This window comes from Aeromonas sp. D3, assembly GCF_027705025.1.
Taxonomy (GTDB): domain Bacteria; phylum Pseudomonadota; class Gammaproteobacteria; order Enterobacterales; family Aeromonadaceae; genus Aeromonas; species Aeromonas salmonicida.
Genome location: NZ_JAPDBE010000011.1, coordinates 58,709 through 73,783, shown reverse-complemented (window position 1 = coordinate 73,783; position 15,075 = coordinate 58,709). Strand labels below are relative to the sequence as shown.

The following is a 15,075-nucleotide window of genomic DNA, read 5'->3' as shown; positions in this document are numbered from 1 at the left end:
CAAAGGTAAAGGCTTTTTTCTCACTTTCGATGCGATTGCACAAATGACGAGCAACTTGCATTAATTTGCGCAGCATCACTGGGTAACTTGCTGTATTTACAGCCTTGTCAGGGTAGGAAAGCCGCATAAATGGGGGTAGGGTGAAGATTGGTTCCGGGAGGCTGTTCATGCTCAATTACCGATTGCTCCAACAACTGGCGCCGCTCAACTTCAGGGATGAACGCAAGACGGAATCCCTGCCCGACTATCTCGACCGGGTTGCCCCGCAGGTCCCCTTCATTCCCCACAGCGTGCTTTCCCAGTGGATTTATCGTCATTGGCGCGGTTTTGAATCCAACTGGAGCTTTATCGATCTCGCCCGTCACCAGTTCGAGTGCGAGCAGTGGCCCACCGAGCGGATCATCGCCCAGACCGGCTCCCGCCATATGGAGGTGATCGAGCGCTGGGGCGAGATGCTGCGCCACAACCGCTACGTACGCCGCTCCTGGCTCGGCGACTACATGCTGACGCAAGGCACCTGGTCAGAGCCCATCATAGTGCTGGCCACGGCGCCGGATAGCCGTTACCCGGACGGGCAGCTGCTGCCACAACCCTATTGCCTGCTGGAAGGACATCACAGACTCGCCTATCTGCGTTCCATGGCCGAAGATCAACAACCCCTGCAAACAGAACACAGCGTGTGGGTTTGCCGACCCGTTCACGCCACTTAAACGTTTTCCTGCGCAAATCCTGCCTTTGAAATAAATTTTTGACAATTCAAAAACCAGCCCTATAATCTGTCCGGTTTTGAAAAAGGTCGGGACAAGACGATGCAGTTTTTGATTCGGAAAACAGCCTTGCAGACGGGTGGTGCGCACCAGAGCGGCCCCGTTGTTTCCGGTTCCCGCCCCACAGATCCCCAGTTATTTTTAAAAAAGGCCCCTGTTTCAGGGGCTTTTTTTTGTGCCCGAAAAACCTTCATTGATGTCAAAGGGAATGCAGACGATGACCAATCCACTCTATAAGAAACATGTCATCTCCATTTCGGACCTGACCCGGCCCGACATGGAACTGGTGGTCGCAACCGCACAGCGGTTGAAGGCCGAGCCCGACACCCGCCTGTTGAAAGACAAGCTGGTTGCCAGCTGCTTCTTCGAAGCGTCTACCCGTACCCGCCTCTCGTTCGAGACCGCGGTCCAGCGTCTGGGTGGCAATATCATCGGCTTCGCCGACGGCGGCAACACCAGTGCCAAGAAGGGCGAGACCCTGGCCGACTCCATCAAGATCATCGGCTCCTACTCGGATGCGGTAGTGATGCGCCACCCGAAAGAGGGTGCCGCCCGTCTCGCTTCCGAGTTCTCCCGCGTGCCTGTCATCAACGGTGGTGACGGTTCCAACCAGCATCCGACCCAGACCCTGCTCGACCTCTTCTCCATCCATGAGACACAAGGCAAGCTCGATGGCCTCAACGTGGCCTTCGTTGGTGACCTGAAATACGGCCGCACAGTTCACTCCCTGGCCCAGGCCCTGAGCCTGTTCAACTGCCGCTTCTTCTTCATCTCCCCGGAAGCGCTGGCGATGCCGGACTACATCTGCGAAGAGCTGGAAGAGAAGGGCATACGGTTCAGCGTGCACGAAACCATGGAAGAGGTGATGCCGGAGCTCGACATCCTCTACATGACCCGGGTGCAGAAAGAGCGCTTCGACGAGACCGAATACAAGCACATGGCCGCCAAATTCGTGCTGGAGCTGGCGACCCTGGAAGGGGCCAAACCCACCATGAAGATCCTGCACCCCCTGCCCCGCGTCGACGAGATCGATGTGGCGGTCGACAAGACGCCTCACGCCTACTACTTCCAGCAGGCGGAAAACGGGGTCTACGCGCGCCAGGCACTGCTGGCTCTGGTACTGAACGAAACCGTCTAAGGGAAAAGGGGAACATCATGTCCGAGAAGAATCAACTGCAAGTCGAAGCCATCCGTCACGGCTCCGTCATCGACCACGTCCCCGCCGGCCAGGGCATCAAGATCCTCAAGCTGTTCCAGCTGATCGAGACTCAGGAGCGGATCACCGTCGGCTTCAACCTCAAATCCGGCGCGCTGGGCAAAAAGGATCTCATCAAGATAGAGAACACCCGCCTGACCGCGGAACAGGCCAACCAGCTGGCCCTGTTCGCCCCCAAGGCGACCGTCAACATCATCGAAGACTTCGCCGTGGTGAAGAAGCATCAGCTGGAACTGCCTGAGTTCATTACCGGTGTGTTCCACTGCCCCAACTCCAACTGCATCTCCCACAACGAGCCGGTCGACAGTTACTTCCGGGTGCGCGAGGTGAAGGGCGTGGTACGCATGAAGTGCAAATACTGCGAGAAGTCCTTCACCCAGGACATCGTCAGCGAACGTTATTGATAGCCAAATGGGCCCCAATGGGCCCATTTTTGACCCCTGTCACATCACAGATTCTCCGTTTAGCTATAATTTGCCATCCTATAAAGGCTAAACATCGTTGATTCCCTGCCTCACGTCTTACCATCAGAATTTTTAGCTATAAAAAGGCATTGATGGCAGATATCGAGCGATAGCCTCCGGTCACCGTCAAAGGAAATCGCCGTGGTCAAAACCCTCAGTCGTCCCGTTGAACAAGAGCCCGATCTGGCCCAGCTGGATGCCTGTCGCCAGATCATCGGCCAGCACTGCTACAGCACCCAGGAAGAGATCCGCCGCGAGCTGTCGATGCGCGGCTTTGCCGACATCAGCCAGTCCACCATCTCCCGTCTGTTGCGTCGCCTCGGCGTGGCCAAGGCCCAGAATGCCAACGGCAAGAAGGTCTACACACTAGTGGACGATCAGCTGGAACCCGCCGGCAGCACCCGCTCCATTCACGACATGGTGCGCGAAGTGGTGCACAACCAGCAGATGGTGCTGATCCACACCACACCGGGCGCCGCCACCGTAGTGGCCCGCCTGCTGGATCGCAACGCCAATCCGGAGATCATGGGCGCCGTCGCCGGCAACGATGTTGTGCTGGTCGCCCCGCGCCACATCAGCCGCACCCGTCAGGCCCACGCAGCCGTGGTGCGCACCCTGGAGCAGGCCCGCTGAGCTCCTCCCCTGAATGCAGCAAGGCGACCCTGGGGTCGCCTTTTTGTTGTCTTGCCCACCTGTGATTGCGGGCTCATGTAAGAGGATCGCCGACTTCCCTGTCCTGTTTCTCGGCCATGAAAAAACGGGAGCCCGCAGGCTCCCGTTTCATATTGCATGTCATCGGTGTCATGAGAGCACGGCGCCCAGACTGAGGCAGACCACGATCAGCACTGTCAGGATACCGAGCAGCGGCGCCACCCACTTCAGCCAGCGCACATAAGGCACCTTGGCGATGGCCAGACCGCCCATGACGACGGCGGAGGTCGGGGTCACCAGGTTCACCAGACCGGAGGCAGACTGATAAGCGGTCACCACCAGCTCGCGACCCACGTTGGCGAAGTCGGCCAGCGGCGCCATGATAGGCATGGTCAGCACGGCCAGACCGGATGAGGACGGCACCAGGAAGGAGAGCACCACTTCCAGCACGAACATGACGTTGATGAACACCACTGTGGAGAGACCGGTCACTATTCCTTCTGCGCTGTGCAAAATGGTGTGAGTGATCATGCCGTTGTCCATCACCACCACGATACCGCGAGCGATACCTATGATCAGGGCCACACCGAGCAAGTCGCGGGCACCGTCGATGAAGTTGGTGGTCAGCTCCTCTTCGCTCATGCGAGAGATGACACCGACTATGATGGCGGCGGCCAGGAAGACGCCGGAGATCTGCGCCATCCACCAGCCGAGCACGGCCACACCGTAAATCATCACGGCGAAGGCGGCGACGAAGATACCCAGCACTATCTTGCGAGTAAGAGTGAACTCCAGCATCTGGTCGCTCTTGTTGCCAAGGAAATGGGCACGGTTCTCTTCCCACTTGTCAGCCACCAGGGATTTGCTGGGGTCGTTGCGCACCATCTTGGCGTAACGCATCACATAAGCCACGCACAGCAACCAGCCGGCCACCAGCATGGCGACGCGCAGCCAGATGCCGTCGGTGAAGGAGATGCCCGCCGCGTTGGCGGCAATGACGGTGGCGAACGGGTTGATGGTAGAACCCAGAGTACCGATACCGGCACCCAGCAATACAGTCGCTGCGGCCACTACCGGGTCGAAGCGGGCGGCCATCATCACGGGCACCAGCAAGGTGTAGAAGGGCAGCGACTCTTCGGCCATGCCGTAGATGGTGCCCCCTGCGGCGAACAGCGCCATCAGGATCGGGATCATCCACTCTTCACGGCCACGCAGCCGATCGGTAACGCGCTCGATCCCGGCATCGATGGCACCCGTCTTGGTCACAATGCCAAGAAAACCACCGATGATCAGGATGAAGAGGGAGACGTCAATGGCGCCGGCCTCATAAGTGTCATGGTTGTAGAGACCATCGATGGGTGCCAGCAGCACGTCGACTATCCCCTGGGGATTCCCCTCTACCAGCTTGTAGGTTCCGGCCACCGGCACTTCCTTGCCGAGGGCATCGTTCATGATCATGTCGTATTTGCCGGCTGGCACTACCCAGCTCAGGGCGGCCACCAAGGCGATCAACACAAACAGTATCGTGTAGGCTGACGGGAACTTGAATTTGGTCATGGTCCAGCTTCCTTCTGTGGTGTGGTATCCATGCAAGCTGCGGGTTGTAGGGTTAGAGGTATTATGCCGCCGTCACATGGTCGAAAAGCCGGGGGTTACCCCCCGGCACCACTACTGCGACCTTAGTCGCCCAGCGTAGCAACCATCACTGCCTTGATGGTGTGCATCCGGTTTTCGGCCTCGTCAAACACGATACTGTGCTCTGATTCGAACACGTCCTCGGTCACTTCCAGACCTTTCATGCCATATTTGTCAGCCACTTCCTTGCCCATGGTGGTCTCATCGTTGTGGAACGCCGGCAGGCAGTGCATGAACTTCACATCCGGGTTCTTGGTGGCGTTGATGACGTCCATGTTGATCTGATACGGGGTCATCAGTTTCACCCTTTGATCCCAGGCTTCTTTTGCTTCACCCATGGATACCCAGACGTCGGTGTAGAGGAAATCGGTGCCCAGCACACCCTCTTTCACATCTTCGGTCAGGGTGATGCGAGCGCCTGTCTCTTCGGCGATCAGGCGGCACTTGGCAACCAGATCCTCTTCCGGCCAGAAGGCTTTGGGGGCAACCAGGCGGATATCCATACCCATCTTGGCGGCACCGACCATCAGGGAGTTGCCCATGTTGTTGCGGGCATCACCCAGGTAGGCGAACTTGATTTGATCCAGACGTTTGCCCTTGCCGTGCTCCAGCATGGTCATGAAGTCGGCCAGGATCTGGGTCGGGTGGAATTCGTTGGTCAGGCCGTTCCAGACCGGGACACCGGCATAAGCGCCCAGCTCTTCCACGATCTCCTGGCCGTAGCCACGGTATTCGATGCCGTCATACATGCGCCCCAGCACACGGGCGGTGTCCTTCATGGACTCCTTGTGACCGATTTGGGAACCGCTTGGGCCGAGGTAGGAGACTTGCGCGCCCTGGTCGAAGGCCGCCACTTCAAACGCACAGCGGGTGCGGGTGGAAGTCTTCTCGAAGATCAGGGCGATGTTCTTGCCGGTCAGGTGTTTGCGCTCATAGCCACCGTATTTGGCTTTTTTCAGGTCGATGGCGAGATCGATCATGTATTGGATTTCGCGTGGGGTGAAGTCCAGCAGTTTCAGGAAGTTACGGTTACGCAGATTAAAAGCCATGATGAGTTCTCTCTCTATATTTGTTCAGACCAAATAGGCAGTAGTGTTGGCTACGCATTCACAGTTCAAATTTGTTCGAGTCACATTCGGGTGCGCTATTGGCTACACACCCACGGTGCGAGTGGCGATGATATTGGTACCCGCCTCTCCCTTGAGGATGGCCAGGCCATCTTCCAGCGAGCCGATCCCGACCATGCCGCCGGTCGCTTTGACAAATTCACAAGAGGCTTCGACTTTCGGTCCCATGGAACCTGCATCGAACTTGACCCCGTCCAGCTCGTCCGGGCTGGTGACTCGCAGCGGACGCTGGGTCGGTTTGCCCCAATCCAGATAGACGGCATCGGCATCGGTCAGGATCAGCAGGGCGTCGGCCTTGATCTGCTTGGCCAGGTAGGCGGCAGACATGTCCTTGTCGATGACGGCTTCAATACCAGTCAGGCACTTGCCATCCCAGGTCACGGGAATGCCACCACCACCGGTACAGATGATGAGGTGACCCTGGGCGATCAGGGTTTCGATGGCGTCGCCCTCGACGATGCGCTGGGGCAGCGGGGACGGCACCACGCGGCGGAAGAACTTGCCGTCAGCCTTGACGACCCAGCGCTTCTCTTCAGCCAGGGCGCGAGCTTCCGCTTCCTCATAGACGGGGCCGATAAATTTGGTCGGATTGGCAAATGCCGGATCCTTGGGGTCAACCTGCACCTGAGTCAGCAGCGCGGTCACGTTGCGGCTCGGCATCAGGTTTTTGAGCTCCTGGATCAGCATGTAGCCGATCATGCCCTGGGACTCGGCGCCCAGCACATCCAGGGGATAGGGAGACACCTTGGTATAGGCGCTGTTTTGCAGGGCAAGCAGGCCGACTTGCGGGCCGTTGCCGTGCACCAGTACCACGTTGTACTCCTGAGCTATCAGGGCGATGGTCTTGGCAGCGGTGGCGATATTTTTGCGCTGGATATCCGCTTCAAGGGGCTCGCCACGACGGAGCAGGGCATTGCCACCCAGGGCGACGACGACAGTTGGTTTTTTCATGAGTGTTGATCTCGAGTCTTGGTATGTGTGACGCCAGCCTCTGCCGGCGCCACGCCGTCTTGTCAGATGCCGTCACGTTCCATCGGGCAGCTCATGCAGCGGGCGCCGCCGCGGCCACGACCCAGTTCTTCACCCGGAATGGAGAGCACTGTGATGCCGGCCTTGTCATATTTCTCGTTGGTGTAGGTGTTGCGCTCATACCCCACCACCACGCCAGGACGCACTGTCAGCACGTTGTTGGCATCATTCCACTGTTCGCGTTCGGCTTCGAAGCTGTCACCACCCGTGGTGATGAGCTTGAGCTGATCCACGCCCAGCGCTTTTTCAATGGCGGAAACAAAGTAACCCTCTTCCTTGATGTTCATGCCGGTGGCACCGCCCGGAGTCAGGCTCCAGCAGTTCACGTCCTTGCGGATGACTTCCGGATAGACGGAGAAGGTATCTATATCCATGTGGGTCATGACGGTATCCAGGTGCATGCAGCTGCGGTGTTTCGGCAGTTGCATGGCGATGACCTGTTTGGCCTGACCGTGTTTGAACAGGCTGCGAGCCAGGTGCTCGACCCCTTGCGGCGTGGTGCGCTCGGACATGCCGATGAGCACGGAGCCACGACCGATCACCAGCACATCTCCCCCTTCGATGGTGGAGTTGTCATAGTCATGATCCTCATCACCGAAGTACTTGATGAAGTCCTGACCGGCGAACTGCGGGTGCCAGCGGTAGATGGCCTTCACATGGTTGGTTTCACGGCGACGGGCGGCCTTGGCCATGGGGTTGATGGAGACGCCACCGTAAACCCAGCAGGAGGTGTCACGGGTAAAGAGATGGTTCGGCAGAGGTTCAATGATGAAATCGGTCGGAGCGTGCATGCCGACGACCATGTTGACGCCACTGTAAGGCATCTCTGAGTAGGTCAGGCCGCCGGAGAGGATGCGGGCCAGCTCACGGTGCGGCATGTCCGCCAGGAAGCAACGCACGTCATTGGCAAGAGAAGAGCCGAGACGATAATCGGAGACCTGATGTTGCAACAGCCAGGTTTTGGCTTCCGGCACATCCAGGGTTTCAGCCAACAGGTTGGTCAGCAGGAAAACTTCGACATTCTGATCGCGCAGTACCTGAGCGAATTTGTCGTGCTCCTGACCGGCACGCTCAACGGACAGGACATCGTCGAACAGCAGATCCTGGCAGTTGGAGGGGGTCAGACGCTTCAGACTGAGGTTGGGGCGGTGCAGCATAACGCGGCGCAATTGGCCAACTTCAGAACCTACATAAAATTTGCTCATGATTATATTCCGTCTAGCAGTGGTCCCTGCGAGTGATTGAATAGATTCCTTCTATTCATGCTCGTGGCTAAGGCGGGATATTCTTTATGTAGGGTACTCAGCTTGTGTTCTATCCTGCCCTTGCCTTTCGAGACCGAGGTTAGACCTGCAAATCACGCCAAACTTGGACATTGATCACATTCAGCCAGAACTGAATAAAACCACAGTTTATTCTTTGACGAGCATAACAGAACTGACAATCTCCCATTCAACGGAACCGATTGAATAAGCAATTTCCTACACTTTAATTTCATATTTCAGCTTATTTCATTCATTTTAAATCTCGATGACGCAAAACAAACCAAAACAAAAACACTTGTTTTTCATGCACATAAAGAGAAATCATTAATCTATTGAATTTAATATTCAAAAAAATGAATTCTTCACTGATTTTAAAAGGAGGGAGACCAAGATAAATAGTCATAACCGGATCGCCCACTGAATAATCCTCTTCTTGTCCCAGATCATGGCATTGTGCCAGACCCGCCAGCACAGGCCTGTGCCGCAAGCTGTCAGTGACATACCTTTTATATGGATATGCACAAAACCAGCATCTTGGTCATGCATTTTTCACCGACCCTGCCACACCCTCTTTTCAAACTTTTTTCATTAGTTGAATTTATTTCGCAACCTTGCGTCACAGGCCGACTCGACTTAACTCAGAAAGTGATCCGGATCACGCCCTGTTCTGTCACCAAGGAGATAGTCATGAAGATCAAGTCCCTGTTTCTGCTTGCCGCCCTGGTTCTGCCCGTAACACCGTCCCTGGTCAGCGCGCAAGGCGCCCCCGCCATCCCCATGGTGGTCTGCCATGTGGACAAGGCCCCCCAGATGCTGGTCCCCGAGTATGTATGTCAGTGGTACGGAGGTCGTCAGCACTACTGAGTGTGAAAGCCAGGAGGAGCTCGGCTCCTCCTGGCTTGTCATGCATCAACCCCCTCCTATACTCAAGGCAGCTATTTTTCATAGGGATAGGGGACTGTCATGATCCTGCTGGTCGGTGGTGAGAAGGGTGGGAGCGGCAAGAGTTGCCTGGCTCAGAATCTGGCAGTCGACCTCAGAACCCGGTTTCATGGCGAAGTGTTATTGGTCGATTGTGACCCCCAGCGCACTACCTCCGACTGGATCCAGGAGCGCAATGACAACCCGGATCTCCCCCAGATCAACTGCGTGCAGCTCTACGGCAACATTCGCAACGACCTGCTCAGCCTGAAGAACCGCTACGACTACGTCATCGTCGACTGCGGTGGTCAGGATAACCGGGCTCTGCGCTCCACCATGGCGGTGGCCACCCATGCCCTGATCCCGCTTAGACCCAAGCGCCGCGACCTCAAGACGTTGCCGCACATGGAAGACCTCATCACCACCTGCAAGATGGTCAATCCCACCCTCAAGGCTGCCGTTGTACTGACCCAGTGCCCTGCTCTGCCCAACCAGGTAAAACGCATTCTGGAGGCCAAGGAGGTCTGCTCCTCGTTCGGGGTCGATGTACTGAACGCCATCACCTACAGCCGCAACGTCTATGACGACAGCGAAGAGAAGGGGCTCTCCGTCATGGAGATCGAGCCAGATGGCAAGTCGGCCGAAGAGATCCGGACCATCGCCAAAGAGTTTTTGGAGCTGGAGGTGTGAAATGGGCCTTGCCGACCTGAAGAAGAAGCACAATCTGCATCATCAGAAGAAATTCACCATCGACGAGTTTATCGAGGATGCGGATTTCTACGCCAAGGGCAAACCCAAAGTAGTCAGTCTTGAGCTGAGCCTGCATCGGGATGAAGCCCTGACGGCGCACGCCTTTATCGAGCGTGGCGAACACCTGAAACCCAGCTATAAAAAGGCAACTTTCTCCCTGAGCACGGCGGCCATCGACGAGCTGGGCAACCTGACCCAGCAGGACGGCATGAACAAATCCTTGCTGTTGCGCCTGTTCACCCACTACTTCTCCTCTCTTAGCCCGGAAGAGCGCCAAACCATCTATGAGCGGCTGCAAGAGCACAACTGAATCTCACCGTATTGACAGCCATTCTCATCCCCCTGCTCCCCTGTAGTGACTCCCTCTCTACTTCCTGAACCCGAGTTAAATAGAGTGTGAGACATTCGCCATTGACTGCGTAAGCCAGGCGCCTGAAAAGACCCCGCGATAGTCGGAAGACAGGATCGAAAAACCTGAACAAAAAATTATTAACATAATGATTTTAAAAACAAAAAAACCATAAAGGTTTCCTTCGTAACCAGATCGGTAAAAACGTTTTTCACACTGCCGTTGTCGTCCCTCCTGAAATCCTTATAGTTACTCCTGCACGGACGCAATGAAGTCGGTCAGGAAGACTGGCTGCCAGGGTTGGGCAAATGGACTCACCACAGGATGTGGTAAAGGACACCTCCCAGGACGGAGAAAGTGCGACGGGAACGGATGACTCGTCAGGCCATGATGGCTAAAGGACACCCCAAAGGATTGGGAAGGGGAAACCTAAAGGAAGAGGTATAGTCAGGGATTGCAGGGAGCAACTTCGTTCAAGGATATGAGCGATAAGACTATCGGGGGCGACGCAAGTCGCCCCCATCTTTTTTGGCTTTTTTTTACCTCGGCCACACCATACCGTTATTACGCCAGTCGGAAGTGCCCCACGATTTCTCTCAGCCGATCATAAGTCTTCTGCATCGACGCCGAGCTTGCCACCGTCTCTTCCCCGTTGCTGGTCAGCTGACGGATCACCTCTGCGATAGCACTCATGTTGCGATTGATCTCTTCCGCTACCGCACTCTGCTGCTCGGCCGCCGTGGCAATGTGGCTGATGAGATCGTTGATCTCCACCACTTCACCCGCCATCAAGTCCAGCGACTCGTTTACCTTGGTGGTGTTCTCGGCAGCTCCCTGACAACTCTGCTTGGTGTTGCTCATGGCATCCACCACAGTCTGAGTGCCCCGCTGCAAGCTGGCCAGCATGGTCTGGATTTCGGCCGTGCTCTTCTGGGTGCGGGCAGCCAGCGAGCGGACCTCGTCCGCCACCACAGCAAAACCCCGTCCCTGTTCACCAGCGCGAGCCGCCTCTATGGCAGCGTTGAGCGCCAACAGGTTGGTTTGCTCGGCAATGCTGCCAATTACCCCAAGCACTGAACCAATCTGCTGCACATCCTGCTGCATGGCTTCGATGGATCGCGCCGTCGCCGCCACCTCGTCCACCAGCGCCATCACGCTGGCCATGGCCTGATCGACTACCTGACGGGATTGATCCGCCAGCTGCTGGCTCTGGCCGGTGAGCTGGGCCGTGCTGGCGGCACTCTCCGAGACGGAAACCGCAGTGCGACTCATCTCGTTGATGGCCGTCACCACCTGTTCGGTCTCGCGCACATGATCCGCCAGCAAGGATTGAGCGGCACCGGTCTGGTTGGCCAATCCTTCGATGCCGGTATTGAGCTGGCCACTCGCCCCCTGCACCTCTCTCATCATCTCCTGCAGACGCTCGATGAAGCGGTTGATGCCGGCCGAGATCTGGCCCAGGTCATCCTTGCTCGTCACCGCCAGTCGGCGGGTCAGGTCGCCGCTGCCGCGAGAAAGCTCCAGCACCAGATCCCGCAACGAGAGGATGGGACGATAGGCCACATTGAGCGCCAGCATGGCCAGCACCAGCACCAGTACAGCCACCGCCAGCAGGGCCATGACAATCTTGCCGTTGAGTGCCTGGGTCATGGCGCGGATATAGTCGAGATCGACATAACCGGTCAGGGTCCAGCTGCTGCCACGAATATCCAGCTGATTGGGGCGAGACTCGCTCTCTCCCTGCGGCTTGCTGCTGTAGAGCACATTGCCCTGACCGTCAGCAAGGGAGAAGTAGCGCCCTTCCCCGCTCACTTTCTCCAACAGACGCTTGAACTCGCTCATGTCGAGGTAATAAAGGTAGGCAGAATCGGCACCGCGCGGCACCAGTATGGTAATGACCGGCTTGCCATCCACCTGTTGTAACGGGCTGATGGTGATCTGGTTGTTGGCTTCGGGGATCAGCTTGCGCAGGGCATCCACCTTGGCCGCATCGTTGATGACACCGCCTACGTCGAATGCCATGTCGCCAATCACCTTGACGATGTTGTGAAATCCGGTCTCTTCCAGGGTCTTCTTGACGTTGGTCACACCGAAGTTGAGGTTGGCCGCCAGCAGGATTTTCTGATTGATGTCTCCCGCCAGCTTCTCTTTGACGAGCGCTATCTGTTCATTGATGTTCTGGGTGGACTGGGTTCGAATGTAACCACTGATAAAGTGATTCACACTGAACCAGGCGGTGCCGATGGTGACCAGAATGGCCAATAGCAGCAAGAGGTAAATCTTGACCTTGAATGGCATGGGTTCCCTCCAGAAGGGAGGGCCGGCAATGCCAACCCTCCCTGCCAATTGTTATTTCTTCTTGGCGTACTTCATGGAGTCCAGAGCCACCGCCAGTATGATGATGCCGCCCTTGATGATGAACTGCCAGTAAGGGCTGACTCCAATATAGGTCAGGCCGTAGTTGATCAGGGTGAAGATAAGCACCCCTGTGATCACGCCGGCAACCGTCCCCACACCACCGGCGAACGAAACCCCACCCACCACGCAGGCTGCGATGGCATCCAGCTCGTACATGAAGCCCAGGTTGTTGGTGGCACTGCCTACACGGCCCGCTTCCAGCATGCCGCCGAAGGCGTAGAAGACACCGGCCAGGGCATAGATCATGACCAGGTTGACCGCCACATTGACGCCGGAAACCTTGGCCGCCTCGGGGTTGCCACCGATGGCGAAGATGTTTTTGCCAAAGCGGGTCTTGTTCCACAGCACCCAGACAAAGACGCTGGCGATGGCCGCATAGAAGGTGAGATACGAAAGCTTGAACCCTCCTATCCGGATAAAGCCCTGTGCGAAACTCGAGAAGCGGGGGTCAAAACCGGCCACCGGCGAGGCACCCACGGAGTCAAAGTAGAGGGAGTTGATGCCGTAGACGATGATCATGGTGCCCAGGGTGGTAATGAACGGGGTGACGTTCAGATAGGCCACGATCAGACCGTTAACCAGCCCGATCAACGCACCCACGGCACACACCAGCAGGATCACCACGGGGATGGGCACTTCCCCCAAGCTGGGAAACACCTTGTTGACGTTGGTCAGCGCCTGCAACATGGTCGCCGCGATCAGCGCCGCAAGACCGACCTGACGACCGGCCGAGAGATCCGTCCCCTGGGTGATGATGATGCCCGCCACCCCCAGCGCTATGATGACCCGCACCGAAGACTGGGTCAGGATGTTGCTGAAGTTGGTGAGGCTCAGGAAGGAGGGCTCCTGGATCACTATGACCATGAGCAGCACCAGCAGCACCAAATAGATGGCGTTTTCCTTGAGCGCCTGCATCAGATTGAAATTTTTAGCCGACTCCATAAATGTCTTCCTGTCTCTAGAGGTACAGAGATGCCAGGCGCAATATCTCGCTCTGGTCAGTTTCTTTGGTGTTGACGATCCCGGCGACCCGGCCATTGCTCATCACCATGATGCGATCCGTGATCCCGAGCAGCTCGGGCATTTCAGACGAGATAATGATGATGCCCTTGTCCTTCTTCGCCAGCTCCAGGATGAGCTGGTAGATCTCGAACTTGGCTCCCACGTCGATGCCGCGGGTCGGTTCATCCAGCATCAGGATTTCCGGCTGGGTCAGCAGCCAGCGGCCGATAATGACCTTCTGCTGGTTGCCACCGGAGAGGGAGCCGATCTGCGTCTGCTGGGTCGGCGTCTTGACCCGCATGGCGTCGATGACCCACTGGGTGTCGCTCTTCATCTTGTTGTTGCTGAGCAGCCCCATGGAGCCCTTGTAGCTGTCCATGTTGGCGATCAGGGAGTTGAAGGCGATATCGAGGCGCGAATAGATGCCGGTGGAGCGGCGCTCTTCCGTCACCAGGGCGAAACCGTTCAAGATGGCCTCGTGCGCCGTATGATTCGCCACTACCTTGCCGTGCAGCTTGATGGCACCCGCACTGTGGTCGCGAATGCCGAACAGGGTTTCTACTATGTCGGTGCGCTTGGCCCCCACCAGCCCGGCGATGCCGAGGATCTCCCCCTTGTGCAGGTTGAAGGTCACGTCCTGGATGGAGGGCTGGTTTTTGGCCGTCAGATGTTCGACCTCGAGGATCACCTCTTTGGGCTGGTTGGTTTTTTCCGGGAAGCGCTGGGTCAGCTCACGACCGACCATCATGCCGATGATCTGATCCATGGTCATGCCCTTGAGCGGCTGGGTTGCCACCCACTGGCCATCCCGCAATATGGTGATCTCGTCACACAGCTGGAAGATCTCTTCCATCTTGTGGGAGATATAGACGATGCCGCAGCCCTTCTCTTTCAGCTTGTTGATGATCTTGAAGAGGTGGTTTACCTCTTTCTCGGTCAGGGAGGAGGTAGGCTCGTCCATGATGACGATCTTGGCGTCATAGGAGAATGCCTTGGCGATCTCGATCATCTGCATCTGGGACACGGAGAGCGTGCCCACCTTGACCTTGGGATCGATATCGATATCCAGCTCGTCAAAGATGCGCTTGGTATCGTCATACATCTTGCCGTGGTCGACAAACCAGCCCTTGGTGGGATAGCGACCTAGCCACATGTTGTCCATCACGGTGCGCTGCAATACCAGGTTGAGCTCCTGATGCACCATGGAGACGCCATTTTCCAGCGCCTCTTTGGAGGAGGTGAAATTGACCTCCTGCCCCTTGAAGAAAATCTTGCCCTGATCCTTTTCATAGATGCCGAACAGGCACTTGAGCAGCGTAGATTTCCCCGCCCCGTTCTCGCCCATCAACGCATGCACAGAATGAGGACGGACCCGTAAATTGACATTATCGAGTGCCTTGACGCCGGGAAAGCTTTTACTGACGTCAATCATCTCCAACAGCCATTCTGATTGTTGCTGTGTTGTCATATCAGCCATCACA

Annotated in this window: 15 protein-coding genes; 7 read left to right on the top strand and 8 right to left on the bottom strand. The window is 56.7% G+C overall.

Annotated features, from left to right (window positions below):
- The first annotated feature begins 167 nt into the window (after nt 1–167).
- The 4 genes from OKC28_RS09030 (at nt 168) to OKC28_RS09015 (ending at nt 3,080) form a co-directional block, all read left to right on the top strand.
- Nucleotides 168–710 carry a hypothetical protein gene (locus OKC28_RS09030; RefSeq protein ID WP_270688813.1) on the top strand — a complete coding sequence of 181 codons (543 nt, stop codon included), beginning with the start codon at nt 168–170 and terminating at the stop codon, nt 708–710.
- A 274-nt stretch (nt 711–984) separates the two neighbouring features.
- Nucleotides 985–1,905: an aspartate carbamoyltransferase gene (gene pyrB / locus OKC28_RS09025; protein ID WP_165484211.1), complete on the top strand. Its 921-nt coding sequence runs from the start codon at nt 985–987 to the stop codon at nt 1,903–1,905.
- Nucleotides 1,906–1,922: 17 nt separating this feature from the next.
- Complete coding sequence (gene pyrI, locus OKC28_RS09020) at nt 1,923–2,387, top strand: aspartate carbamoyltransferase regulatory subunit (protein WP_005318436.1); 465 nt, start codon at nt 1,923–1,925, stop codon at nt 2,385–2,387.
- A 201-nt stretch (nt 2,388–2,588) separates the two neighbouring features.
- A complete protein-coding gene (locus tag OKC28_RS09015; RefSeq protein WP_005318434.1) occupies nt 2,589–3,080 on the top strand; it encodes an arginine repressor in 492 nt (163 codons plus the stop codon).
- A 168-nt stretch (nt 3,081–3,248) separates the two neighbouring features.
- On the opposite strand, the gene OKC28_RS09010 is transcribed toward OKC28_RS09015, so the two are convergent.
- The 5 genes from OKC28_RS09010 to OKC28_RS08990 all read right to left on the bottom strand — a co-directional run bounded on the left by OKC28_RS09010 (nt 3,249) and on the right by OKC28_RS08990 (nt 8,626).
- Nucleotides 3,249–4,655, bottom strand: a complete 1,407-nt coding sequence (locus OKC28_RS09010) for a YfcC family protein (protein ID WP_005318432.1) — start codon at nt 4,653–4,655, stop codon at nt 3,249–3,251.
- Between the two features lie 122 nt (nt 4,656–4,777).
- A complete protein-coding gene (gene argF, locus OKC28_RS09005; RefSeq protein ID WP_021140781.1) occupies nt 4,778–5,782 on the bottom strand; it encodes an ornithine carbamoyltransferase in 1,005 nt (334 codons plus the stop codon).
- Nucleotides 5,783–5,884: 102 nt separating this feature from the next.
- Nucleotides 5,885–6,811, bottom strand: coding sequence for a carbamate kinase (arcC, locus tag OKC28_RS09000; protein ID WP_270688808.1), 927 nt, complete (start codon nt 6,809–6,811; stop codon nt 5,885–5,887).
- Between the two features lie 62 nt (nt 6,812–6,873).
- Nucleotides 6,874–8,094, bottom strand: coding sequence for an arginine deiminase (gene arcA, locus OKC28_RS08995; RefSeq protein ID WP_058395113.1), 1,221 nt, complete (start codon nt 8,092–8,094; stop codon nt 6,874–6,876).
- A 310-nt stretch (nt 8,095–8,404) separates the two neighbouring features.
- The gene (locus tag OKC28_RS08990; protein WP_270688805.1) at nt 8,405–8,626 is read right to left on the bottom strand and encodes a hypothetical protein; all 222 of its coding nucleotides are present in this window, start codon (nt 8,624–8,626) and stop codon (nt 8,405–8,407) included.
- 215 nt (nt 8,627–8,841) lie between these two features.
- On the opposite strand from OKC28_RS08990, the gene OKC28_RS08985 reads away from it, so the two are divergent.
- The 3 genes from OKC28_RS08985 (at nt 8,842) to OKC28_RS08975 (ending at nt 10,135) form a co-directional block, all read left to right on the top strand.
- Nucleotides 8,842–9,018, top strand: coding sequence for a hypothetical protein (locus OKC28_RS08985; RefSeq protein WP_021140778.1), 177 nt, complete (start codon nt 8,842–8,844; stop codon nt 9,016–9,018).
- A 99-nt stretch (nt 9,019–9,117) separates the two neighbouring features.
- A complete protein-coding gene (locus tag OKC28_RS08980; protein WP_058395114.1) occupies nt 9,118–9,765 on the top strand; it encodes an AAA family ATPase in 648 nt (215 codons plus the stop codon).
- Nucleotide 9,766: 1 nt separating this feature from the next.
- Nucleotides 9,767–10,135: a CopG family transcriptional regulator gene (locus tag OKC28_RS08975; RefSeq protein WP_270688801.1), complete on the top strand. Its 369-nt coding sequence runs from the start codon at nt 9,767–9,769 to the stop codon at nt 10,133–10,135.
- Between the two features lie 603 nt (nt 10,136–10,738).
- Here the strand turns inward: OKC28_RS08975 and OKC28_RS08970 are convergent.
- Genes OKC28_RS08970 through mglA form a run of 3 tightly spaced genes read right to left on the bottom strand, consistent with a single transcriptional unit; the run spans nt 10,739 to nt 15,071 of the window.
- Entirely contained in the window at nt 10,739–12,472 is a 1,734-nt protein-coding gene (locus OKC28_RS08970) for a methyl-accepting chemotaxis protein (RefSeq protein ID WP_270688799.1), read from the bottom strand.
- Between the two features lie 51 nt (nt 12,473–12,523).
- The gene (gene mglC, locus OKC28_RS08965) at nt 12,524–13,534 is read right to left on the bottom strand and encodes a galactose/methyl galactoside ABC transporter permease MglC (RefSeq protein ID WP_017412477.1); all 1,011 of its coding nucleotides are present in this window, start codon (nt 13,532–13,534) and stop codon (nt 12,524–12,526) included.
- Nucleotides 13,535–13,550: 16 nt separating this feature from the next.
- Nucleotides 13,551–15,071, bottom strand: coding sequence for a galactose/methyl galactoside ABC transporter ATP-binding protein MglA (gene mglA, locus OKC28_RS08960; protein WP_021141103.1), 1,521 nt, complete (start codon nt 15,069–15,071; stop codon nt 13,551–13,553).
- Nucleotides 15,072–15,075: the final 4 nt, after the last annotated feature.

Excerpts from the sequence above, each read along its gene's own strand:
- OKC28_RS09030 (WP_270688813.1), top strand. The coding sequence starts at position 168 with ATGCTCAATTACCGATTGCTCCAACAACTGGCGCCGCTCAACTTCAGG.
- pyrB (WP_165484211.1), top strand. The coding sequence starts at position 985 with ATGACCAATCCACTCTATAAGAAACATGTCATCTCCATTTCGGACCTG.
- pyrI (WP_005318436.1), top strand. The coding sequence starts at position 1,923 with ATGTCCGAGAAGAATCAACTGCAAGTCGAAGCCATCCGTCACGGCTCC.
- OKC28_RS09010 (WP_005318432.1), bottom strand. The coding sequence starts at position 4,655 with ATGACCAAATTCAAGTTCCCGTCAGCCTACACGATACTGTTTGTGTTG.
- argF (WP_021140781.1), bottom strand. The coding sequence starts at position 5,782 with ATGGCTTTTAATCTGCGTAACCGTAACTTCCTGAAACTGCTGGACTTC.
- arcC (WP_270688808.1), bottom strand. The coding sequence starts at position 6,811 with ATGAAAAAACCAACTGTCGTCGTCGCCCTGGGTGGCAATGCCCTGCTC.
- arcA (WP_058395113.1), bottom strand. The coding sequence starts at position 8,094 with ATGAGCAAATTTTATGTAGGTTCTGAAGTTGGCCAATTGCGCCGCGTT.
- OKC28_RS08985 (WP_021140778.1), top strand. The coding sequence starts at position 8,842 with ATGAAGATCAAGTCCCTGTTTCTGCTTGCCGCCCTGGTTCTGCCCGTA.
- OKC28_RS08980 (WP_058395114.1), top strand. The coding sequence starts at position 9,118 with ATGATCCTGCTGGTCGGTGGTGAGAAGGGTGGGAGCGGCAAGAGTTGC.
- OKC28_RS08975 (WP_270688801.1), top strand. The coding sequence starts at position 9,767 with ATGGGCCTTGCCGACCTGAAGAAGAAGCACAATCTGCATCATCAGAAG.
- OKC28_RS08970 (WP_270688799.1), bottom strand. The coding sequence starts at position 12,472 with ATGCCATTCAAGGTCAAGATTTACCTCTTGCTGCTATTGGCCATTCTG.
- mglC (WP_017412477.1), bottom strand. The coding sequence starts at position 13,534 with ATGGAGTCGGCTAAAAATTTCAATCTGATGCAGGCGCTCAAGGAAAAC.
- mglA (WP_021141103.1), bottom strand. The coding sequence starts at position 15,071 with ATGGCTGATATGACAACACAGCAACAATCAGAATGGCTGTTGGAGATG.